Source organism: Prauserella flavalba (genome assembly GCF_003202235.1).
Classification (GTDB): Bacteria; Actinomycetota; Actinomycetes; order Mycobacteriales; family Pseudonocardiaceae; genus Prauserella_A; species Prauserella_A flavalba.
This window is the reverse complement of sequence record NZ_MASU01000007.1, coordinates 313,093-334,152: the sequence shown is the minus strand read 5'-3', so window position 1 is coordinate 334,152 and position 21,060 is coordinate 313,093. Positions and strand designations below refer to the sequence as shown.

At 73.7% G+C, this 21,060-nt stretch carries 19 protein-coding genes; 12 read left to right on the top strand and 7 right to left on the bottom strand.

The annotated features are described in order from the left end of the window. Window positions 1–2 precede the first annotated feature (2 nt). The 7 genes from paaC (at window position 3) to BA062_RS20060 (ending at window position 7,634) form a co-directional block, all read left to right on the top strand. A complete protein-coding gene (paaC, locus tag BA062_RS20095) occupies window positions 3–884 on the top strand; it encodes a 1,2-phenylacetyl-CoA epoxidase subunit PaaC (RefSeq protein ID WP_110338937.1) in 882 nt (293 codons plus the stop codon). Beyond that, the gene (gene paaD / locus BA062_RS20090; RefSeq protein ID WP_110338935.1) at window positions 878–1,366 is read left to right on the top strand and encodes a 1,2-phenylacetyl-CoA epoxidase subunit PaaD; all 489 of its coding nucleotides are present in this window, start codon (window positions 878–880) and stop codon (window positions 1,364–1,366) included. Before paaC ends, paaD begins: the two co-directional genes overlap by 7 nt. A gap of 1 nt (window position 1,367) precedes the next feature. After that, on the top strand, window positions 1,368–2,450 hold the full coding sequence (paaE, locus tag BA062_RS20085; protein ID WP_110338933.1) for a 1,2-phenylacetyl-CoA epoxidase subunit PaaE: 1,083 nt from the start codon (window positions 1,368–1,370) through the stop codon (window positions 2,448–2,450). 63 nt (window positions 2,451–2,513) lie between these two features. Beyond that, window positions 2,514–3,455, top strand: coding sequence for a sensor histidine kinase (locus BA062_RS20080; RefSeq protein WP_110338931.1), 942 nt, complete (start codon window positions 2,514–2,516; stop codon window positions 3,453–3,455). Between the two features lie 414 nt (window positions 3,456–3,869). Beyond that, window positions 3,870–4,706, top strand: a complete 837-nt coding sequence (folP, locus tag BA062_RS20070; RefSeq protein ID WP_110339104.1) for a dihydropteroate synthase — start codon at window positions 3,870–3,872, stop codon at window positions 4,704–4,706. A 17-nt stretch (window positions 4,707–4,723) separates the two neighbouring features. Beyond that, window positions 4,724–6,169: a CoA transferase gene (locus tag BA062_RS20065; protein ID WP_245959912.1), complete on the top strand. Its 1,446-nt coding sequence runs from the start codon at window positions 4,724–4,726 to the stop codon at window positions 6,167–6,169. A gap of 94 nt (window positions 6,170–6,263) precedes the next feature. Next, complete coding sequence (locus BA062_RS20060; RefSeq protein WP_168214030.1) at window positions 6,264–7,634, top strand: amidohydrolase family protein; 1,371 nt, start codon at window positions 6,264–6,266, stop codon at window positions 7,632–7,634. Here the strand turns inward: BA062_RS20060 and BA062_RS20055 are convergent. Next, window positions 7,619–8,221, bottom strand: coding sequence for a TetR/AcrR family transcriptional regulator (locus BA062_RS20055; RefSeq protein ID WP_110338925.1), 603 nt, complete (start codon window positions 8,219–8,221; stop codon window positions 7,619–7,621). The two genes, BA062_RS20060 and BA062_RS20055, sit on opposite strands and share 16 nt — an antisense overlap. Before the next feature lie 46 nt (window positions 8,222–8,267). Between BA062_RS20055 and BA062_RS20050 the strand changes: the two genes are divergently transcribed. Then, window positions 8,268–9,332, top strand: coding sequence for an enoyl-CoA hydratase/isomerase family protein (locus tag BA062_RS20050; RefSeq protein WP_110338923.1), 1,065 nt, complete (start codon window positions 8,268–8,270; stop codon window positions 9,330–9,332). Between the two features lie 177 nt (window positions 9,333–9,509). Here the strand turns inward: BA062_RS20050 and BA062_RS20045 are convergent, their stop codons facing one another. Then, window positions 9,510–11,141 (bottom strand): RecQ family ATP-dependent DNA helicase, encoded by a 1,632-nt coding sequence (locus BA062_RS20045; protein WP_110338921.1) that lies wholly within the window; start codon window positions 11,139–11,141, stop codon window positions 9,510–9,512. A 93-nt stretch (window positions 11,142–11,234) separates the two neighbouring features. Between BA062_RS20045 and fdh the strand changes: the two genes are divergently transcribed. From fdh to BA062_RS20025, 4 genes are all read left to right on the top strand, one after another. Further along, the gene (gene fdh, locus BA062_RS20040; RefSeq protein ID WP_110338919.1) at window positions 11,235–14,507 is read left to right on the top strand and encodes a formate dehydrogenase; all 3,273 of its coding nucleotides are present in this window, start codon (window positions 11,235–11,237) and stop codon (window positions 14,505–14,507) included. Then, a complete protein-coding gene (locus BA062_RS20035; RefSeq protein WP_110338917.1) occupies window positions 14,504–15,406 on the top strand; it encodes a 4Fe-4S dicluster domain-containing protein in 903 nt (300 codons plus the stop codon). Before fdh ends, BA062_RS20035 begins: the two co-directional genes overlap by 4 nt. Further along, window positions 15,403–16,335 (top strand): NrfD/PsrC family molybdoenzyme membrane anchor subunit, encoded by a 933-nt coding sequence (nrfD, locus tag BA062_RS20030; protein ID WP_168214029.1) that lies wholly within the window; start codon window positions 15,403–15,405, stop codon window positions 16,333–16,335. The genes BA062_RS20035 and nrfD overlap by 4 nt, the downstream gene beginning before the upstream one ends. Window positions 16,336–16,424: 89 nt before the next feature. After that, window positions 16,425–16,856 carry an ATP-binding protein gene (locus BA062_RS20025; protein WP_146240052.1) on the top strand — a complete coding sequence of 144 codons (432 nt, stop codon included), beginning with the start codon at window positions 16,425–16,427 and terminating at the stop codon, window positions 16,854–16,856. A 78-nt stretch (window positions 16,857–16,934) separates the two neighbouring features. Here BA062_RS20025 and BA062_RS20020 read toward each other — a convergent pair whose 3' ends face one another. The 5 genes from BA062_RS20020 to BA062_RS20000 are packed head-to-tail and all read right to left on the bottom strand — an operon-like array spanning window position 16,935 to window position 21,047. Continuing rightward, window positions 16,935–17,585, bottom strand: a complete 651-nt coding sequence (locus tag BA062_RS20020) for a response regulator transcription factor (RefSeq protein WP_110338911.1) — start codon at window positions 17,583–17,585, stop codon at window positions 16,935–16,937. Between the two features lie 42 nt (window positions 17,586–17,627). Next, on the bottom strand, window positions 17,628–18,620 hold the full coding sequence (locus BA062_RS20015) for a pyridoxal-phosphate dependent enzyme (protein WP_110338909.1): 993 nt from the start codon (window positions 18,618–18,620) through the stop codon (window positions 17,628–17,630). Then, complete coding sequence (locus BA062_RS20010) at window positions 18,533–19,525, bottom strand: GHMP family kinase ATP-binding protein (RefSeq protein ID WP_110338907.1); 993 nt, start codon at window positions 19,523–19,525, stop codon at window positions 18,533–18,535. Before BA062_RS20010 ends, BA062_RS20015 begins: the two co-directional genes overlap by 88 nt. Continuing rightward, window positions 19,522–20,337 (bottom strand): Rossmann-like domain-containing protein, encoded by an 816-nt coding sequence (locus tag BA062_RS20005; RefSeq protein ID WP_110338905.1) that lies wholly within the window; start codon window positions 20,335–20,337, stop codon window positions 19,522–19,524. The genes BA062_RS20010 and BA062_RS20005 overlap by 4 nt, the downstream gene beginning before the upstream one ends. Further along, window positions 20,334–21,047, bottom strand: coding sequence for a methyltransferase (locus BA062_RS20000; RefSeq protein ID WP_210406932.1), 714 nt, complete (start codon window positions 21,045–21,047; stop codon window positions 20,334–20,336). The genes BA062_RS20005 and BA062_RS20000 overlap by 4 nt, the downstream gene beginning before the upstream one ends. Window positions 21,048–21,060 lie beyond the last annotated feature (13 nt).

Genomic DNA, 21,060 nt, shown 5'->3' with positions numbered 1-21,060 from the left:
CTGTGTCCTTTGACAACGCCTACGAGGCGATCACCGAGGAGAACGACTCCCGCTGGGCCTTCGGCACCGGCTTCGAGGACCCGCTGTCCGGAGTGGACACCACCGTCCCGTCCGGAGTGGAGGGCGCCGACCTCGCGGCGTACTGCCTGATGCTCGGTGACGACGCGCTGATCTTCTCCCACCGGCTGCAGGAGTGGTGCACCAACGCACCGGAGCTGGAGGACGAGGTCGCGATCGCCAACATCGGCCTCGACCTGCTCGGCCAGGCTCGCCTGCTGCTCGCCCGCGCGGGCAAGGCCGAGGGCGGCGATCGCGGCGAGGACCACTACGCGTTCTTCCGCGCGGAGCACGAGTTCCGCAACGTGCGGCTGGCCGAACTGCCGCGTGGCGACTTCGGTGAGCTGATCGCGCGACTGCTGGTGTTCTCCACCTGGCGGCTCGCGCTGTTCCAGCGGCTCACGGAGTCCCGCGACCCCGTGCTGGCCGCGATCGCGGCCAAGGGCGTCAAGGAGCTCACCTACCACCGCGACTACGCCGCACAGTGGGCGGTGCGCCTCGGCGACGGCACCGAGTACTCGCGGGAGCGCATCACGGAGGGACTCGCGTCGGTGTGGCCGTACACGGACGAGCTGTTCACCCCGCACCCGGTAGAGCTGCGGCTCGGCGAGGCGGGCGTCGCGGTGGATCCGTCGGCGGCGCGGGCGGAGTTCGACGACGTGCTCGGCCAGGTGCTGCGGGCGGCGACGCTCGACACCCCTGAGGCCCCCGCGATCCCCGGCGTGGCCGGCAGAGCGGGCCGCGCCGGTGTGCACACCGAGGGGATGGGCTACCTGCTCGCCGAGCTGCAGAGCGTCGCGAGGGCGCACCCGGAGGCGACATGGTGACCGCACAGGCCGTCGCCGCGCGGGTGACCGACCCCGAGCTGCCGATGCTCACCCTCGCCGACCTCGGCGTGCTGCGCGAGGTGTCCGAAAAGGACGGCAAGGTGGTCGTGGCGATCACCCCGACCTACAGCGGCTGCCCCGCGATGGACACCATGCGCGACGATCTCGTGCACGCGCTCCGGGGTGCGGGCTACGCCGAGGTCGAGGTGCGTACCGTGCTGCGGCCCGCGTGGTCGAGCGACTGGATCACCGAGGACGGCAGGCGCAAGCTCGCCGAGGCAGGCATCTCACCACCCGGCGCCGCCCCGAGGCGGTCGGGACCCGTCCCGCTGACCCTCGGCCCGCCTGCCCGGCGCGTGCGCTGCCCGCACTGCGGCTCGGCGGAGACCGAGCTGCTCTCGGAGTTCGGGGCCACCGCGTGCAAGGCGCTGCACCGCTGCCGCGCGTGCCGCGAACCGTTCGAACACGTCAAGGAGATCTGAGTTGACCGCGAGCACGAAGTCCCGGCTGCGAGGCGAGTTCCACGCGCTGACCGTGGCCGAGGTGACGCCGCTGTGCGACGACGCGGTGGCGATCACCTTCGACGTCCCCGGCGAGCTTGCCGAGCGGTACGCGTTCCGCGCAGGCCAGTCGCTGACCCTCCGGCGCACCGTCGGCGACCGCGAGGAACGACGCTCGTACTCGATCTGCGCGCCCGAGGGCGCGGCGCCGAGGATCGGCGTGCGCGAGGTGCCCGACGGCCTGTTCTCCACCTGGCTGGTGCGCGAGGTCCGGCCGGGCGACGTGGTCGAGGTCGGCACGCCCACGGGCAGCTTCACGCCCGAGCCCGCCGTGCCGGGGCACCACGTGCTGATCGCGGCCGGTTCCGGGATCACGCCGGTGCTCTCGATCGCCGCGACGGTGCTGCGCGAGCCCGGCGCCACCGCGACCCTGTTGTACGGCAACCGGCGCACGAACACGGTGATGTTCGCCGACGAGCTGGCCGACCTCAAGGACCGTTACCCCGCGAGGCTGGAACTGATGCACGTGCTCTCCCGCGAACCGCGCGAGGCGGAGCTGTTCACCGGCCGCCTCGACGCGGAGAAGCTCGCCGCACTGCGACCGCTGCTCGGCGACCTCGCCCGGGTCGACCACTGGTGGTTGTGCGGACCATTCGAGATGGTCACCACGGCGCAGCGGGAGCTGCGGGCCGCCGGCGTGCCCGCCGAGCGGATCCACCAGGAGCTGTTCTTCGTCGACGACACGCCGCCCGCGCCGGTCCGGCACGAGGACGCGCCCGTCGACGGCCTCACCAGCGACGTGACGATCGTGCTCGACGGCAGGTCCACGACGGTCGCGGTGCCGCAGGACCGCTCGGTGCTCGACGGTGCCCAGCGCGCCAGGCCCGACCTGCCGTTCGCCTGCAAGGGCGGCGTGTGCGGGACCTGCCGTGCCAAGGTGACGACCGGCAAGGTCGACATGCGGCGCAACTTCGCGCTCGAGGAGTCTGAAGTGGACCAGGGGTTCGTCCTCACCTGCCAGTCGCTGCCGGTCTCCGAAAGCCTCACGGTCGACTTCGACGCGTGAGTGACGGCCGTCACGTCGCTTGTAGAAGATGCCGCGTGGTGAGTGCGCGGTTATCGTGGGGCGATGCGTGTGGGGCACGTTCACGAAGCCGGTTTCTACTCGTCGGAGGACGAGTTCCGCGCGCTGATCGTGCCGTTCGTCGAGGAGGGCCTCGCCCACGGTGAGCCGGTGGTGATCGGCTACGACGACCACAAGTCCGCCCTGCTGCGATCGTGGCTGGCCGACGCCTCGGGTGTCGCCTTCGTCTCCGACCGGAGCCTGTACTCGAGCCCCGCGAAGGCGATCGCGGAGTACCGGCGGCTGTTCGAGCGGCACGTCGGCGAGGGCGCGCGGCGGATCCGCATCGCCGGCGACGTCCCGCACGCGGGCAACGGGGGCCGGTTCGACGGCTGGGACCGCTACGAGGCCGCGGTGAACGCCGTGTGGGAGGACTTTCCCGTGCGCAGCGTGTGCCTCTACGACGCGACGACGGTGACTCCCGAGGTGCGCGACGTGGTGGAGCGGACCCACCCGCACCTGGTGACACCCCTGGGTGAGCGGTTCCCGAGCGGGCGCTACGAGGATCCGGCGTCGTTCGTGGGCCTGCCCGCGGAACCGGACCCGCTGGAGGCGACGGAGCCGTTGGTGGAGCTGTCGGACCCGGCGCCGGCCGAGGCCCGGCACGCCGTGGAACGCGTCGCCCGCGCGCAGGTGGCCGGCGTCGTCGTCGACGATCTCGTGCTCGGTATCTCCGAAGCGACCAGCAACGCGCGGATCCACGGCCTGGCGCCGACGACGGTCCGGATCTGGGCGGGGCGCGGCCGCGTCGTGGTGCACGTGCACGACAGCGGCCCGGGGCCGCGTGACCGGCTGGCTGGGCTGATGCCCGTCGCCGATTCGGTGACCCGCTCAGGTCTCGGGCTCTGGCTGACCCACCAGCTCGACCTCGACGTGGCCCTCATCGCCGGTCCCGATGGCTTCACCGTCCGGCTCCGCGGTGGCCGGGCGCCGGGCCCGCGCCGCTGACGCTCCGCGAGTCGTGCGTTCGGGACCGCGAGTCGTGCGTTCGGGACCGCGAGTCGTGCGTTCGGGACCGCGAGTCGTGCGTTCGGGACCGCGAGTCGTGCGTTCGGGACCGCGAGTCGTGCGTTCGGGACCGCGAGTTGTGCGTTCCGGCGCGCGAGTCGTGCGTTCGGGCGGCTATGTGCACATGTGCGGGCGCGGCGGCCCGGGGGACTGCGGGATCCCGGAACGCGCCACTCGTCGTCCGGAGCGGGGGACTCGCGTGCGGGAGCGCACGACTCGCGTGCGGGAGTGCACGACTCGCGTGCGGGAGTGCACGACTCGCGCGGGGCATACTCGGTCTGGTCGTCCGCAACGTCGCAAGGAAGTGGTATGGAAGGCGTCACGCCGCGCGAGATCCGGTTCCGGGGCCGTCCGATGAGGCGGGACCGCCCGCTGGTCATGGCGATCGTCAACCGCACGCCCGACTCGTTCTACGACCGGGGCGCCACCTACGGCACCGGCGAGGCGATGGCGGCGGTCGAGCGGGCCGTCGAGAGCGGTGCGGACATCATCGACATCGGCGGCGTCAAGGCGGGGCCCGGCAGCGACGTCGACGTGGCCGAGGAGACCCGCCGCGTCGTGCCCTTCGTCGCCGAGCTGCGCGCCCGCTTCCCCGAGCTGGTGATCAGCGTCGACACCTGGCGCCACGAGATCGGCAGGCTCGCCTGCCAGGAGGGCGCCGACCTGCTCAACGACACGTGGGCCGGTGCCGACCCCCGGCTCGCCGACGTGGCCGCCGAGTTCGGCGCCGGCTACGTCTGCTCCCACACCGGCGGCGCGGTGCCCCGCACCCGCCCGCACCGGGTCACCTACCCCGGGCTGGTCGCCAACGTCGTCGACGAGGTCACCCGCCGGGCCGGCGAGCTGGTGGCCCGCGGCGTGCCCGCGGACGGCATCCTCATCGACCCGACGCACGACTTCGGCAAGAACACGTGGCACTCGCTCACCCTCACCCGCGAGATCGGCAGGCTCGTCGGCACCGGCTGGCCCGTGCTGGTCGCGCTGTCGAACAAGGACTTCGTGGGCGAGTCGCTCGGCGCCGACGTGGGCGAACGGCTCTACGGCACGCTCGCCGCCACCGCCGTTTGCGCGTGGGAGGGCGTGGCGGTGTTCCGCGCCCACAACGTCGCCGAGACGTGCCAGACGCTGGACATGGTGTCGGTGATCAAGGGCACCAGGCAGCCGGCCAAGGTGCTCAGGGGCCTGCGCTGACCAGGCACAATCGGGGCGTGCTGAGCGGCCCACTGACGGGGATGCGCGTGGCGGTGACGGGCGAAGGGCCCGCGCTCCGCCACGCCGCCGGCCTGCTCGCCGCCGCCGGAGCCGCGGTCCTGTCGACACCGGACGAGGACGTGGACGGCGTCCTCGACGCGACGGGCACCGGCCACGCCGGACCCCTCGTCCGCACCGGGGACACGACGGCGGCCGCGGACTGGGCCGCCTCCGGCGCGCTCGCGCTCACCGGCCGCCGCGACGGGCCCCCGCTCGCGGCTCCCGGGATCCCGGCCAGCGCCGCACGGGGTGCGCTGCTGGCCACCGAGCTGCTCGCCCGCATCGCGGGCTCGCGGGTGACCCTGCCGGGAGCCGGGGTGCTCTCCGAACGTGCCGCGCTGGCCGGGCTGTACCGGGACGCGCCCCGGTCGGCGGGCGGCGCGCTGCGCCTGCTGCGCGCGGCCGACGGCTGGCTCGGCGTCAACGTCGCCAGGGCCTCCGACGCCGAGCTGCTCCCGGCGTGGCTGGAGGCGCCCGTGCCCCTCGGCGACCCGTGGCCGGTGCTGGCCGAGCTGGTCGCCGGGCGGGCCGCCGCGCCGCTGGCCGAGCGCGCCCGCCTGCTGGGGCTGCCCGTCGGTGCCCATCCGGCTCGCGCCGACGAGCAGCTCGCGGCGCGCGGGCAGACCGCGTCCGTGTCACCGCTGGTGCTCAACGGCGAGGTGCGCCGCGCGGAACCGGGCGAGCGGGCCGGGTCGCGCAGGCGGGCGTGGACGCTGGAGCCCACGCTCGTGGTGGACCTGTCGTCGCTGTGGGCAGGCCCGCTGTGCGGGCACCTGCTCACGCTGCTCGGAGCGCGCGTGATCAAGGTCGAGAGCACCCATCGCCCTGATGGGGCCCGCTTCGGCTCCGCCGCGTTCTACGACCTCCTGCACGGCGGGCAGGAATCGGTGGCGCTCGACTTCGGCACGGCCGAGGGCAGGGCCGCGCTCGCCGGGCTGGTCGAGGCCGCCGACATCGTGATCGAGGGGTCACGGCCACGCGCGTTGCGGCAGCTGGGCGTGGTCGCCGAGGACGTGCTCGCGCACGCGCGCGCGAAGTGCTGGGTGAGCATCACCGCCTACGGCCGGACCGGCCCGTGGGACAACGCCGTCGGCTTCGGCGACGACGCCGCCATCGCGGGCGGGCTCGTGGCCTTCGACGAGGGCACGCCCGCGCCGTGCGGGGACGCCATCGCCGATCCGCTCACGGGCGTCCACGCCGCCTTCGCCGCCGTGGCCTGCCGCCTCGGCGGCGGTACGTGGCTGGCCGACCTGGCCCTGCGGGAGCAGGCCGCGGCGACCGTGTGCGCCGTGCCTGCGGAGGCCGCCGCGGCGGTGACCGCCGAGCCGAGGCGGCCCTGGCGGCCCGCGCCCGCGCTGGGCGCGCACACCGCGGCGGTCCTCGGTGAGCTGGGGCTGGCGTGACCGGGCTGGTCGGGCGCGACGGCGAGGTCGGCGGACGGCGCGCGCCAGGGCTGGGTGCGCACCCGGCCGCGTTTCTCGGTGAGCTGAGGTTGTCGTGAGCGGGCTGCTCGTGCGGGATGGCGAGGTCGGTGAGCGGCGGGTGGATGTGCGCGTCGCCGGTGGGTGGGTCGCGGAGATCGGGACGCTCCGGCCACGGCCGGGGGAGACGGTGCTCGACGCGGCCGGGGGCGCGGTGCTGCCCGGCCTGCACGACCACCACCTGCACCTGCTGTCGCTCGCGGCGGCGCGCGAGTCGGTGCGCTGCGGCCCGCCCGAGGTCACGAACCTCGAGCAGCTCGTGGCGGCGCTGCGCGCCGCGCCCGGCGGGTGGGTCCGCGGCGTCGGCTACCACGAGAGCGTCGCCGGGATCCTCGACCGGGCGGTGCTCGACCGGCTCGAACCGGCCAGGCCCGTGCGCGTTCAGCATCGGGGCGGTGCGCTGTGGATGCTCAACTCCCGCGCCGTCGCCGCGCTGCGGCTGCGCGACGAGCCGGGCGTCGAGCTGGGAGCCGATGGGCAGCCCACCGGGCGGGTCTGGCGAGCCGACGCCCTGCTGCGCGAACGCCTCGGCACCCCGCCGCCGCCGGACCTGGCCGCCGTGGGCAGGCGGCTGGCCGAACTCGGCGTCACGGGCGTCACCGACGCGACGCCGCACCTCGACGACGACACCGTCGCCCTGCTCGCGAGCGGCACGCTGCCGCAGCGCGTGCACCTGCTCGGGGCGCCCGCCGGGGCCGCGCTGCCGGAGCGGGTGACGGTGGGGCCGCACAAGATCCTGCCGCCCGACCACGTGCCTCCGGACTGGGACGCGCTGCACGCCGAGGTCACCGCGGCACACGCGGTGGGCCGCGCGGTGGCGATCCACGCCGTCACCCGGGAGTCGCTGGTGGTGGCGCTCGCCGTGCTGGCCGAGGCAGGCCCGCTGCCGGGCGACCGGATCGAGCACGCGGCGATCGTGGGCGACGACCTGCTGCCGCTGCTCGCGGAAACGGGGCCCGTGGTGGTGACACAGCCGGGGTTCGTCGCCGAACGGGGCGAGGAGTACCGCCGCGACCTGCCCGAGGCCGAGCACGCCGAGCTGTACCGCTACGCGAGCCTGCGGCGTGCCGGGATCCGCGTGGTGCCCAGCAGCGACGCACCCTTCGCGAGCGAGGATCCGTGGCGCACGATCGCGGCCGCCGTGCACCGCCGCACGGCAGGCGGTGCCGTGGTGGGCGCGGGGGAGCGCGTGGCGGCCGGGGACGTGCTCGCGGGTCTGCTGGCGCCGCTGGAGGACCCCGGTGGGGCACCGAGGCGGGTCGCGGTCGGTGCCCCCGGTGACCTGTGCGTGCTGCGGGTTCCGCTGGAGGTGGCGTTGCGGGAGCCCGGTGCCGGGGTGGTGCGGGCGACTGTATGCGGGGGCGTGCTCGGCTACGACGCCGGCTGAGGCACCGCCCCGAGCGCGCGCAGGGCGAAGCGCGTGACCTCGGCCGCGGCGTCGTCGGCGCTCATCGTGGACGCGCCGGAGAGCAGCTCCGTGAACGTCTCGTGCAGCGCCGCCCGGATCGCCTTCGCGTCCGGCCCGGGATCGGTCAGCGGGAACGAGCCGTCGTCGCGGCCCCGGCGCAGGATCTGCGCGATCGCCTCCTGGTGCGCCGCCGCCGCGCGCGCCGCCTCCGCCGTGAAACCCTTGGCACCGGCCAGATCCGGGGAGCCGAGCACCATCACGCGCCGCCCGCTGCGCGCCTGAGCCGCCACCCGCAGCATGCCCTCGATCCAGGCCGCGAGCCCCTGGCGGGGACAGGGTGTGGCAACGGCGTCCCGCAGCTCCGCGAGCACCCCCTCGTACTCCCGGCGGAACATCGCCAGCAGCAGTGAGTCCTTCGACCGGAAGTGCCGGTAGAACGCCCGCGTGGACAGGCCCGAGGTCGCCAGGATGTCGGTCACCGACACCCCGCGGGCCTCTCCCGTCGCCAGGCAGTGCGACGCGGCTTCGATGATGCGGCCGCGTTCAGCTGACTCAATCCACGTCATTGTGTCTCCCCAGACTCGGCGGCGGCCACGACGATACAGTCGCCGCATGGATGGCATTTCCCTGCCGCGGTGCTCGGTCACCGGCCTCGCCGAAGGCGCCGCGGCGGCGCCGATCCTGGGCGAGAACGGCGAGGTGATCGACCCACTTCTCGTCGTGGATCTCGAGGCCGCGGACGCCGGCACGCTGAAGGCCGCCACGCACGCGGCGATCGTGGCCGACCGCGTGCTCGTCGGTGTGGCGGCAGGCGAACCGGACGAGCAGTGGCGCGGACTGTCCCGCGCGCTCGATGTCACGCTCGTGGCCTGCGGCGCGGCGCCGCCCGGGCCCGAGCTCGTCCGCAGCGCCGACCCGGTGGCCGACGCCGCGGCCCTGTACGCGGCGGCCACCGCGTGCCCGCGGGCCACGCTCACGCTCGCGCAGGTACTGCGTGCCGGCGAACCGCTCGACGTGCGCGCGGCACTGGACGTCGAGTCGTTCGCCTACTCGACGTTGCTCGGCGGCACGGAGTTCGCCCGCTGGCTCACCGCGAGGGGCGCGCGTCCGCTGCCGCCGCCCGCCGCCGAGCCCGTGCTCCTCGCCCGCGACGACGGTCTGCTGCGGATCACGCTCAACCGTCCCGAGCGGCGCAACGCCTACGGCCGCGAACTGCGCGACGCGCTCACCGGCGCGCTGCGTCTGGCCACAGTGGACGACACGATCACGCGCGTCGTCCTCGACGGCGCTGGCCCGGCGTTCTGCGCGGGCGGCGACCTCGGCGAGTTCGGCACCACGCCCGACCTCGCCACCGCGCACCTCGTGCGCACGAGGGCGGGCGCGGGGCCGCTGCTGCACGCGCTGGCGCGGCGGGCCGAGGTGCGCGTGCACGGCAGTTGCGTCGGCGCCGGTATCGAGCTGCCCGCGTTCGCCGGACACGTCGTGGCGGCGCCGGACACGACGTTCCGGCTGCCCGAGGTGTCGATGGGTCTGATCCCGGGCGCGGGCGGCACCGTGAGCATCCCGCGCCGGATCGGCCGCTGGCGCACCCTGTTCGCGGCGTTGTCCGGCCGGGCGATCGACGCGGACACGGCACTGGAGTGGGGACTGGTCGACGCGGTCGAGTCCGGACGGTGAAGACCCCGGCCGCGCCTGTGTGCCGAGCCGCCTCACCCGGTTACGGTGCGCTGGTTCCGGCCGTCGTGGCCGGGGCGGTTCGGGCGGTCGGTCAGGGCGGGCCGCAGGCCGCCATCGTCGGGGGGTGTGTCAAGCATGGGCAGGGCCTACCCGTGGTGCCGGGCCGTCAACCGAGGTTCACCCGTGCGTGAGCAGCCCCTGCTCGCGGACGGCGGCGAGGGAGAGGGTGCGGTAGCCCGCGTCGTCGAAGAGCACGGTGATCCGGTCGGCCGCCTGCGTCACCACGTTGCCCTCGCCCCACTCGCGGTGGCGGACCCGGGAACGCAGCGGGAACTCCGCGCGCGTGTGCTCCGCGGGGGCGTGCTCGGCGGCGCTGCCCTCGTCGCACCGGTCGCAGAACCCGCACGGCCCCGGCAGATCCTGGCCGAAGTAGCCGAGGAGGAAGCGCCTGCGGCAGGTCCTGGTCTCGGCGTACTCGCGCAGCACCTCGACGCGCGAACGGTCGAGCCGCTGCCGCCGCTCCAGCTCCTCCGCCGCGGCCCGCACCGGGTCGGTGTCCCCGCCCGCCCACGTCAGCTCGCCCCGCCGGGTCCTGCGCACGACGCCGGCCTGTTCGAGCAGGTTGAGGTCGCGGGTCACGGCGCGGTGCGACCGCCCGGTCGCGGCCTCGGCATCGGCGGGGCGGAGCCGTCCCTCGTGCCGCCGGATCGCCCGGCCGAGCTCGCGGACCGCGTCCTCGTCCAGCGAGCGGGAGGTGAGGAACCGCTGCAGGCCGAAGTCCCCGCCACGATGCACCAGTAGGGCGTGCGCGGGCTCGCCGTCCCGCCCGGCACGGCCGATCTGCTGGTAGTAGGAGTCGAGCGAGTCGGGCGGCGCCGCGTGGACGACGAAGCGCACGTCGGGCTTGTCGATGCCCATGCCGAACGCCGAGGTCGCCACCACCACGTCCACCTCACCCGCCATGAAGGCGTCCTGGACGCGCCCGCGTTCGGGGGCGCGCAGGCCGGCGTGGAACGCCTCTGCGCGCACGTCCCGCGCGCGCAGCAGCCGCGCGAGCCGTTCGGTGTCCCTGCGGGTGGCCGTGTAGACGAGGCCCGGCTTCGCGGCGCGGGCGACGTGCTCGGCGACGGTCCCGGCCCGGCTGTCGTCGTCGGCGGTCTCGCGTGCCGCGAGGTGCAGGTTCGGCCGGTCGAAGCCGGCGACGACCCGCGCCGGGTCGCGCAGGCCGAGCTTCTCCACGATGTCATCGCGCACCGGCCCGCCCGCGGTGGCCGTGAGCGCCAGCACGGGCGGCCTGCCCACGTACTCGGCGGCGTGCCGAAGCCGCAGGTAGTCGGGCCGGAAGTCGTGCCCCCACGCCGAGACGCAGTGTGCCTCGTCGACAACCAGCAACGCGGGGTCGCTGCCGGCGAGTCGATCGAGCACGTCGTCCTTGGCCAGCTGCTCGGGGGAGAGGAACAGGTACTCCGCGTCGCCAGCCGTGGCCGCCTCGAACGCCTCCTCGGTGTCCCGGGCGCCCTGGGCGGAGTTCACGGCGACGGCCTCGGGCGCGCCGGCCTCGCCGAGGCTGCCGATCTGGTCGCGTTGCAGCGCGATCAGCGGCGACACCACGATCGCCGGCCCTGGCAGGAGCATCGTGGGCAGCTGGTAGATCGCCGACTTGCCGGAGCCGGTCGGCATCACCACCAGCACGTCGTCGCCATCGAGCACGTGCCGCATGGCCGTGAGCTGCTCGGGCCTCAGGTCGCGCCAGCCGAAGGTCTCCCTTGCGAGGCGCCGCAGTCTGCCGGATGTCGAGGCGTCGGGCATGGCCCCGTGTTCCCCGGCACGCCGTAGGGCAACCCGGGTTTGGGACCGGCGATCACGGGGAAACGCGTTACCGCGAGTGAGGAGGACGTGAGTATGGGGCTGGCCGACTGGATCCGGTCGTGGCCCGTGTACCGGCAGGTGACCGGACGTGACCGCACCGGCCGGGGCAGGGCCGCGCAGTCGGGGCGCTCGGCCGCGCTCACGCCGCGCACCACCGGAGCCGACCGGGTCGTCGGCTCGGTGTGCCCGTTCTGCGCGGTCGGCTGCGCCCAGCACGTCTACGTCCGGGACGAGCGCGTCGTCCAGATCGAGGGCAATCCCGGCAGCCCCATCTCGCGGGGCAGGCTGTGCCCGAAGGGCTCCGCGAGCAAGCAGCTGGTCACCGGCCCGCAGCGGGCCGAGCGGGTGCTCTACCGGCCGCCGTACGGCACCGAGTGGCAGGAGCTCGACCTCGGCACGGCGATGGACATGGTGGCCGACCGCGTGCTCGACGCGCGGCGCAAGGGCTGGCAGGACGCCGACGAGGACGGCAACCCCCTGCGCCGCACGATGGGCTTCGCGAGCCTCGGCGGCGCGACCCTCGACAACGAAGAGAACTACCTGATCAAGAAGCTCTTCACCGCGCTCGGGGCCATCCAGATCGAGAACCAGGCGCGTATTTGACACTCCGCCACGGTTCCCGGTCTGGGAGCCTCCTTCGGTCGCGGCGGGGCGACGGACTACCAGCAGGATCTCGCCAACTCCGACTTCATCGTCATCATGGGCTCGAACATGGCCGAAGCCCATCCGGTCGGGTTCCAATGGGTGATGGAGGCCAAGGCACGCGGCGCCGAGGTGATCCACATCGACCCGAGGTTCACGCGCACGAGCGCGATGGCCGACCTGCACGTGCCGCTGCGCGCGGGCACCGACATCGCGTTCCTCGGCGGCGTGATCAACCACATCCTGCAGAACGACCTCGACTTCCGGGAGTACGTGCGCGCCTACACCAACGCGCCGTATCTCGTCGACGAGCGCTTCCAGGACACCGAGGATCTCGACGGGCTCTTCAGCGGCTACGACCCGGAGACCGCCTCCTACGACAACACGACCTGGCGGTACGAGAGCCAGACCGACACCGGCGAGGGCGGCAGCCGCGCCAAGGAGCAGTCGAGGCCCGACCAGCTGGGCTCCGGCGGGCCGGGACTCGAGGGCGGCGCGCGCAAGATCGCGGCCGACCCGGAGCTGAAGCATCCGCGCTGCGTGTTCCAGATCCTCAAGCGGCACTTCGCGCGCTACACACCCGAGGCCGTCGAGGAGATCTGCGGCGTGCCCGCGGAGACGTTCCTGCGCGTGTGCCGGGCGTGGACGGCCAACTCGGGCCGGGAGCGCACCGCCGCGCTCGTCTACAGCGTCGGCTGGACGCAGCACACCCTCGGCGCGCAGTACATCCGCGCTGGGTCGATCATCCAGCTGCTGCTCGGCAACATCGGCAGGCCCGGCGGCGGGGTGTTCGCGCTGCGCGGGCATGCGAGCATCCAGGGCTCCACCGACATCCCTACGCTGTTCAACCTCCTGCCCGGCTACCTGCCGATGCCGGACACCGCACACGAGGACCTGCCGAGCTACCTGCACAAGGTGAGGGGAGACAGGCAGAAGGGCTTCTGGCGCAACGCCGACGCGTACCTCGTCTCGCTGCTCAAGGAGTACTGGGGCGAGGCGGCGGCGCCGGAGAACGACTTCCGCTTCGACTACCTGCCGCGCATCAACGGCGACCACGGCACCTACCGGACGGTGCTGGACATGCTCGACGGCAAGGTGTTCGGCTACTTCCTGCTCGGGCAGAACCCCGCCGTCGGCTCCGCGCACGGGCGGCTGCAACGGCTTGCTATGTCCAATCTGGACTGGCTGGTGGTGCGTGACCTCGCGATGATCGAGAGCGCGGAGTTCTGGAAGGATTCGCCGGAGATCGAGACCGGGGAGATCGTGCCCGAGCGGTGCCGCACGGAGGTGTTCTTCTTCCCGGCCGCCTCACACGTGGAGAAGGCGGGCACGTTCACGCAGACACAGCGGATGCTGCAGTGGCGGGACAAGGCCGTCGAGCCGCGTGGCGACCAGCGCTCGGAGCTGTGGTTCATCTACCACCTCGGGCGCCTGCTCCGGGAGAAGCTCTCCGGTTCCGCCGACGAGCGCGACCGCCCGCTGCTGGACCTGGCGTGGGACTACGAGCTGGAGGGCGACGAACCGTCGGCCGAGGACGTGCTGCGCCGCATCAACGGCATCGACCTGCGCACCGGCAGGGAGGTCGGCGGCTACCTCGACCTGCGGGCCGACGGCACCACCGCGTGCGGCTGCTGGATCTACAGTGGAGTGTTCGCCGACGGCGTCAACCAGGCCGCCCGCCGCAAACCGCACGACGAGCAGGGACCCTACGAGAACGAGTGGGGCTGGACGTGGCCGCTGAACCGGCGGGTGCTGTACAACCGGGCCTCCGCCGACCTCGACGGCAAGCCGTGGAGCGAACGCAAGGCGCTCGTGTGGTGGGACGCCGAGCGCGGCGAATGGACCGGGCACGACGTGCCGGACTTCGAGAAGAACAAGCCGCCGCACTACCGGCCCGGCGACGACGACGTCGGCCCCGCCGCGTTGAGCGGCGACGACCCGTTCATCATGCAGGCCGACGGCAAGGGCTGGCTGTTCGCTCCCAACGGCATCGTGGACGGCCCGCTGCCGACACACTACGAGCCGCACGAGTCGCCCGTGCGCAACCAGCTGTACGCCCAGCAGGGCAACCCCGCGCGCAACGTCTACGGCCGCGCGGAGAACCCGTCCAACCCGTCGCCGCCCGAGCGCGGCGGGGAGGTGTTCCCGTACGTGTTCACCACCGCGCGGCTCACCGAGCACCACACCGCGGGCGGCATGAGCAGGCAGCTGCCGTACCTCTCGGAGCTACAGCCCGAGCTGTTCATGGAGGTCTCGCCCCGGCTCGCCGCCGAACGCGGGCTCACCCATCTCGGCTGGGCGCACGTGATCACCAGCAGGACGGCCGTGGACGCGCGCGTGTTCGTCACCGACCGGATGCGGCCGCTGCGGATCGAGGGCAGGGAGGTGCATCAGGTGTGGATGCCGTACCACTGGGGGCACACGGGGCTCGTGGACGGCGACGTGGTGAACGACCTGATCGGCGTGGTGCTCGACCCGAACGTCTTCATCCAGGAGAGCAAGGTCGCGACGTGCGACGTCCGGCCGGGCAGGCGCCCGCGCGGGCCCGCGCTGCTCGACTACGTCGCCGGGTACCGGAAGCGGGCCGGCGTCACGCCGGAGACCGGGACGCGGATCGACACCGTCACCCGGCACGACATCGCGCACCGGGAGGAGGACCGATGACCGACGAGGCCGCGCGCACCGACCCGGCGACCGCCACCGGCTACGGCGAGCACCCGCCGAGGGTCGGGTTCTTCACCGACACCTCGGTGTGCATCGGCTGCAAGGCGTGCGAGGTGGCGTGCAAGGAGTGGAACGGTGTACCGGACGACGGGTTCGACCTGCTCGGCATGTCGTTCGACAACACCGGCATGCTCGGCGCCAACTCGTGGCGCCACGTCACCTTCGTGGAGCAACCAGCACGGCCCGAGCCGCGCCGCGCGGAGGCGGTGGACCTCGGGCTGCCGTCGTTCGACCTGCCCGGTGCGGGCACCGGCGAGGAGGGCCGCACCGACTTCCGGTGGCTGATGAGCTCCGACGTCTGCAAGCACTGCACGCACGCCGGCTGTCTCGACGTGTGCCCGACGGGTGCCCTCTTCCGCACCGAGTACGGCAGCGTGGTGGTGCAGCCCGACATCTGCAACGGTTGTGGCTACTGCGTGTCCGGCTGCCCGTACGGCGTGATCGACCGGCGCGAGGACGACGGCAGGGCGTGGAAGTGCACGCTGTGCTACGACCGCCTGCGTGACGGGCTGGAACCCGCGTGCGCCAAGGCGTGCCCGACCGATTCGATCCAGTTCGGACCGTTGGACGAGCTGCGGGAGCGGGCGGCCCGGCGGGTGGACGCGTTGCACGAGGCCGGGGTCAGCGAGGCGCGGCTGTACGGGGAGAGCCCGGACGACGGCGTGGGTGGCGACGGCGCGTTCTTCCTGCTGCTCGACGAGCCCGAGGTGTACGGCCTGCCACCGGATCCCGTGGTGCCGACGAGGGACGCGCCGTCGATGTGGAAGCACGCGGGCCTGGCGGCGTCGGCGCTCGCCGCCGCCGCGGTGTCGGTGTTCCTCGGAAGGGGCTCGCGGTGAAGCAGCAGGAGAGCGTGGTGCCCGAGGCGGACTTCCGGTCGTACTACGGGCGGCCGGTGCTCAAACCGCCGGTGTGGGAATGGAAGATCGCGGCCTACCTGTTCACGGGCGGCGTGTCCGCGAGCTCGGCGCTGCTCGGTGCCGGGGCCGACCTGACCGGACGCCCCGCGCTGCGCAGGGCCGGGCGGCTCGGTGCGCTCGGCGCGCTCATGGCGAGCACGTACCTGCTGGTCGTGGACCTGGGCAGGCCGGAGCGCTTCCACCACATGCTGCGGGTGGCCAAACCCAGCTCGCCGATGAGCGTCGGCACATGGATCCTCGTCGCCTACGGGCCGGGCACCGGCCTGGCCGCCGTCGCCGAGCTGGTGCCACGTGCTGTGCGGGAAACGCTGCCCGCGCGGCTGCTGCGCCGCCTGGCGCGGCCGGCGGGGCTGTCGTCGGCGGCCGTCGCGCCCGCGGTGGCGTCCTACACGGCGGTGCTGCTCTCGCAGACGGCCGTGCCGGCGTGGCACGAGGCGCACCGGCAGCTTCCGTTCGTGTTCACCGGCTCCGCCGCGGCCGCGGGCGCGGGACTCGGCCTGGTGTGCGCCCCGGTGAGCGAGGCGGCGCCCGCGCGCAGGCTCGCCGTCGCCGGGGCGGCGCTGGAGAGCGTGGCGGCCCGGCTCGTCGAGCACCGCTCGGGGCTCGCGGGCGAGGCGTACCGCACCGGGAAGGCACACCGGCTGCGGAAGTGGTCGGAGTACCTGACGATCGGCGGCGCGCTCGGGGCGCTGCTGCCGGCCCGGCGCAGCCGTGCGGCGGCCGTGGTGTCCGGGCTGGCGCTGCTGGCCGGGAGCGCGCTGCAGCGGTTCGGGATCTTCGAGGCGGGCGTCGAGTCCACGAAGGACCCCAAGTACGTCGTGGTTCCCCAGCGGCAACGGAAATCGTGACCGATGTCTCACGGTTCGCGTTTGCCGATCAACCGAACGGGGTATCCCGTCTTCTCCTACGTTGAGCAAACAGCGGATGGTGGTTGACAGTGTCAGAAGCGGTGGGGCCGACGGTGGACGACACCGGCTGGCAGGAGGCCCGCGTACGTGATCTTCCGGCGTTGCGGCATCGCGTGCGGGCCATGCTCTCCCGGTACGACGACAAGCTCGTGACCGACGCCCAGCTCCTGGTCAACGAACTGGCCACACTGGCACTGGCGGACCCCTCCCGCCCCGTGCGGCTGCGCCTGTCCCACGCGCCGGACCGCCGCCTGCGCGTCGAGCTCGACCACCCCGCCATGCTGGTTCCGGCGCGCACACCCGAGCAACGCTGCGGAATCGAGCTGGTCCGCGCCCTCGCGGCGGTGAGCGGCCTCGACGGCGGCACGGGCCACACGGTGCGCGCCGACTTCGACCTCACCGCGCCGTCGCACCGGCCGGTGTTCCCGGCCCAGGCCCGCGCGGCCCGCGCCGCCTCCTGAGTGCCCAGCCATCCGCAGTGAGGGCCACCTTGCCTGCGTTAGATGCAGTGATGGTGGCCTTCACTGCGGTCGGGGCACTCACCTGAGCACGTAGCCGACACCGCGCACGGTGTGCAGCACCGGCGGCGGTCCGAGCTTGCGGCGCAGCTGCGCGATGAGCACGTCCAGCACGTTCGACGCGGGGGGCACCAGTTCGTCCCAGGCCGCGGCGATCAGCTCCGCCCTCGGCACCGGCCCGCCGTTGGCCACCAGCCGTTCCAGCACCAGGAACTCCTTGGTGGTGAGGTTCAGCAGCGTGCCGGCGCGGCGCGCCTCGTGCCGCCCCGTGTCGAGCTCGAGGTCCCCGGATCGCAGCACGGGCGCAGGCAGCGTCGCGCCGCGGCGGCACAGGCTTCGCACCCGTGCGACGAGCTCGGCCACGGCGAACGGCTTCACGAGGTAGTCGTCACCCCACTGGAGCCCGGCGATCCGGTCGGTCACCGTGTCCCGCGCGGTCAGGAACAGCACGGGCACGGACCAGCCGGCGCGGCGGCGGTGTTCGACGTACCCCAGCGCGTCACCCGAGGGCAGCATCCGGTCGAACACGGCACCGTCGTAGGCGTTGACGGCCAGCGCCTCGTCCGCCTCGGGAAGATCGGTGGCGGCGTCGACGGCGAAGCCGGCGCCGCGCAGCGACGCCTCGACGGCCACCCTGAGGTTCTCGTCGTCCTCCGTGACCAGCACGCGCACCCCTCCACGGTAGCGGTCCGTGCCCGTCCGCGTACGCGCAGGTCACGGGAACGACGCGCGGTTCCAGGCCATGCGTGACCACGGCAGCGCCAGCTCGTCCCGCGCGGTCACCGCGTGCGGCGCGAGCCCTGCCACCGGGCGGGCCTCGGCGTGCCGCGCGAAGACCGTGCCGACGTAGCGGTGACCGGTGTCGGCGGCGACGAACACCACCGTCCGATCCGGACGCAGCCGCCGCTCCCACCGGGCCGCGAGATAGGCGGCACCGGTCGAGAGCCCGGCGAATACGGCGTGCTCGCGCAGCAGGTGCACGCTGCCCGCGAGCGCGGCCTCGAAGCCGATCCAGTGGATCGTGTCGTAGAGCCGGTGGCGGACGTTGCCGAACGGGATCGAGCTGCCGATTCCGGCGATGATGATCTCCGGATCGGCGACGTGCTCGCTGCCGAAGGTGACGCTGCCGAAGGGCTGCACCCCGGCCAGCTCCACGCTCGGCAGGCGGTCCCGCAGGTACGTCGCGAGCGCACCGCTCGACGCGCCCGAGCCGACCCCGCCCACGACCGTCACCGGGCCGTCGACCTCGCCCGCGATGCGGTGCGCCACCTCGCGGTAGCCGAGGTAGTGGACGTCGTCGTGGTACTGCCGCATCCAGTGGTAGCCGGGGTTGTCCCGCAGGATCTCGCGGACCCGGCGCACGCGGCGGCTCTGGTCGAGCTTGAGGTCCGCCGAGGGCGGCATCTGCTCCAGCCGGGCGCCGAGCACGGCGAGCTGCACCCGCAGTGTCTCGTCGACCGTCGTCGAACCGACGATGTGGCAGCGCAGCCCGTGCCGGTGGCAGGCCAGCGCGAGTGCGTAGGCGTAGATGCCGCTGGAGCTGTCGAGCAGCGTGTCCCCGCGCCGGACCACGCCCGTGCCGAGCAGGTGCTCGACGGCGGCCAGCGCGGAGACCACCTTCATCGTCTCGAAGCGAAGGCAGACGAGACCGTCGCCGGCTCGCACCAGGTCCGGCCTGCCGATGGCGTCGGCGATGTGGTCGTCCATGCACGCCCTCCGTTCCGGGTGCCGAAGATGCGGGTGACGGTGATGTCGTTGCGGCGCAACGCCCGCACGCACCGGCGCAGCCTGCGGGCGAGCCCGGGGGCGGTCGCGTCGAACAGCAGGCCCGCGACGTTGCCGCTGTGGGCCACCTGGACGCCCGCCGCGCCGGTGTGCTCGGCGATGTGCTCCAGCACCCCGAACTCGGGCTTGGCGAGCACGCGCTGGTTGTACCGCGCGCTCTGCGTGCTCACCCGGCCCAGCAGTGCCACGTCGGATTCGGCGATCGCACGGCGCAGCAGCCCGCGCAGCCATTCGAACGCGCGCACGTCGTGCTCGGCGCGGGGCAGTGTGAGCGTGTCGACGGGCGCTCCGTCGCTGGTGAGGCAGCCGACGACGACCGTGGGCGGCAGCGCGGCGCCCAGGTCCTCCAGCACCCGCCCCTCCCGCTGCGCGAACAGCAGGGGCCTGCCGTCGAGCATGAGCGGATCGCACGCCTGCTCGGCGCGCACGGCCAGCCGCGCGAGGTCCGCGGCGGGCAGCGTCACGTCGTAACTCGCGGCGACGGCGCGCACCGCGGCGAGCACGTCACTGGTGGAGGAGCCCATGCCGAGCCCGACCGGGAGGTCGCTGCGCAGGCGCAGCCCGCCCCCGCCGGGCGGCTGCCCGGTCCGCCGCGCGCACTCGGCGACGGCGAGCGTCGCGGCCCGCGCGGCCTTCGTGCGCTCCCGCGGCTCCACGGTGACCCTGTCTCCCGGCGCCCGGGTGAACTCGGCGCGCGTGCCGGGCCCCGACATGGGCAGCGTCACGAGCCCGGGGCAGGGGCGGCCCGCCGCGTCGAGGAACACGCCCTGCAGGATCTCGCCGTGGTGGCCCGGCGCGTGACCGCGGCCGACACTGCCCACCGTCATACGGCTCCTTTCGCGCGGTAACGGTACAGCGTCGTGGGCTCGGCGCTGAACTGCGAGAACGGGAACGGTTCCGCCGACAGCGCGGCCACCCCTGCGCCGAGGAACGCCCTGGCGACCGCGCTGCCGGTCTGCGCGTAGACGACCAGCGGGACGCCGCGTTCGCGGCAGTGGGCGACGATGTGGTCGAACGTGCCGTTGCTCAGCGTCATCCCGGTCGCCACCACGGCGTCGGCCGCGCCGAGCACGTCGGCCATGTCGCGGGCCACGGGGTCGCCCCACTGCGTCGCCCGGAGGTTGAGGTCGCACGGCAGGCATTCCGCGCCGCGTTCCCTGATCGCCGCGACGAGCGGGTTCACCACGCCGATGAGTGCGACCTTCGCGCCGGGGGAGACGTCGAGCAGCCCGGCGATCGCGGCGTCCCTGGCTACCGCGCGCACCTCCGGGGTTCCCGCCGGAAGCGGCACCGGCTCGGCCCGTTCATCGGTCCGATGTGGACGGTCGTGGGCGAGGTAGGCGTCGAGCGCGGCGATCCGCACGGCGGGCGGGCCCTCTCGCAACAGGACGTCGATTGTGCTGCCCGACAGCTCGGCGCACACCGAAGGGTCCAGCTCGCCCCGCTCGAACGCGCACGCACCGAACACGTCACCGGCCCGCACGAGCACGTACTGGTTGAGGTACGTCGTGTGCCCTCCGGCCAGCCGCGTGCCGTGGTGCAGCCAGAACACGCTCGTGGCCACCAGGTCCGAGGGCGCGGTCCGCGCGGTGCCGGTCTCGCCCGCCAGCACGCCCGCCGTCAGCTCGGCCACGCTCATGCCCCGCCTCCCCGCGTGAGCCGGAACAGGTAGGTGAGCACACCGTCCTGCCAGTCGTGCCGGTGCGCGACCTCGACGGTGAAGCCGTTGGCGACGGCGTGCCCTGCGATGCCGCGCAGGTCGGCGGTGTTGGACGCGATCACGTACACCTCGCCGCCCGGCGCCAGCAGGTCACGCTCGGCGAGCTGGCGGAAGAACCGTTCGAGCAGGCTCGCGCCGACACACACGTTGCGCACCACGTCCGGGTCGTCGCTCACGGTCCGGCTCACCGCGGGCGGGTTGAACGTCACCACGTCGAACGGACCGCCGTCGAAGCCGTCGAACACGTCGGCCACCACGCCGGTGAACGTCGTGCCCTCCGGGCTCCCGGCGAGGCGCCGGTAGTGCCGCTCGGTGGTGGCGACGCTCTCGGCGTGGACGTCGAAGGCGTGGACCGACCGCGCGCCGCGAGCCGCCGCGGCGACGGCCTCCACCCCGAGGCCCGTTCCCATCGCGGCGTAGCGGCGGCCGCGCACCTCGATGCGCCCGTCGAGGACCCGCTCGTGGATCATGCGGCTCGTGGCCCCAGGCAGGAACACGCCTGGCGGCACGTCGAACGTCCACCCGTTCCACTCGTAGGACCGGAGGGTGTGCAGGTCGGCCTTCGGCTGGTTCAGCGCGATGATCTGCTCGGCGGGCAGCGGCGGCGGCAGCCGGTCGATCGTGTCCAAGACAGGGCTCCTC

Bases quoted from the DNA above. Each gene is read 5' to 3' on its own strand.
- paaD (WP_110338935.1), top strand. From the start codon at position 878: ATGGTGACCGCACAGGCCGTCGCCGCGCGGGTGACCGACCCCGAGCTG.
- BA062_RS20080 (WP_110338931.1), top strand. From the start codon at position 2,514: ATGCGTGTGGGGCACGTTCACGAAGCCGGTTTCTACTCGTCGGAGGAC.
- folP (WP_110339104.1), top strand. From the start codon at position 3,870: ATGAGGCGGGACCGCCCGCTGGTCATGGCGATCGTCAACCGCACGCCC.
- BA062_RS20055 (WP_110338925.1), bottom strand. From the start codon at position 8,221: ATGACGTGGATTGAGTCAGCTGAACGCGGCCGCATCATCGAAGCCGCG.
- BA062_RS20050 (WP_110338923.1), top strand. From the start codon at position 8,268: ATGGATGGCATTTCCCTGCCGCGGTGCTCGGTCACCGGCCTCGCCGAA.
- BA062_RS20045 (WP_110338921.1), bottom strand. From the start codon at position 11,141: ATGCCCGACGCCTCGACATCCGGCAGACTGCGGCGCCTCGCAAGGGAG.
- BA062_RS20035 (WP_110338917.1), top strand. From the start codon at position 14,504: ATGACCGACGAGGCCGCGCGCACCGACCCGGCGACCGCCACCGGCTAC.
- BA062_RS20015 (WP_110338909.1), bottom strand. From the start codon at position 18,620: ATGGACGACCACATCGCCGACGCCATCGGCAGGCCGGACCTGGTGCGA.
- BA062_RS20010 (WP_110338907.1), bottom strand. From the start codon at position 19,525: ATGACGGTGGGCAGTGTCGGCCGCGGTCACGCGCCGGGCCACCACGGC.
- BA062_RS20005 (WP_110338905.1), bottom strand. From the start codon at position 20,337: ATGAGCGTGGCCGAGCTGACGGCGGGCGTGCTGGCGGGCGAGACCGGC.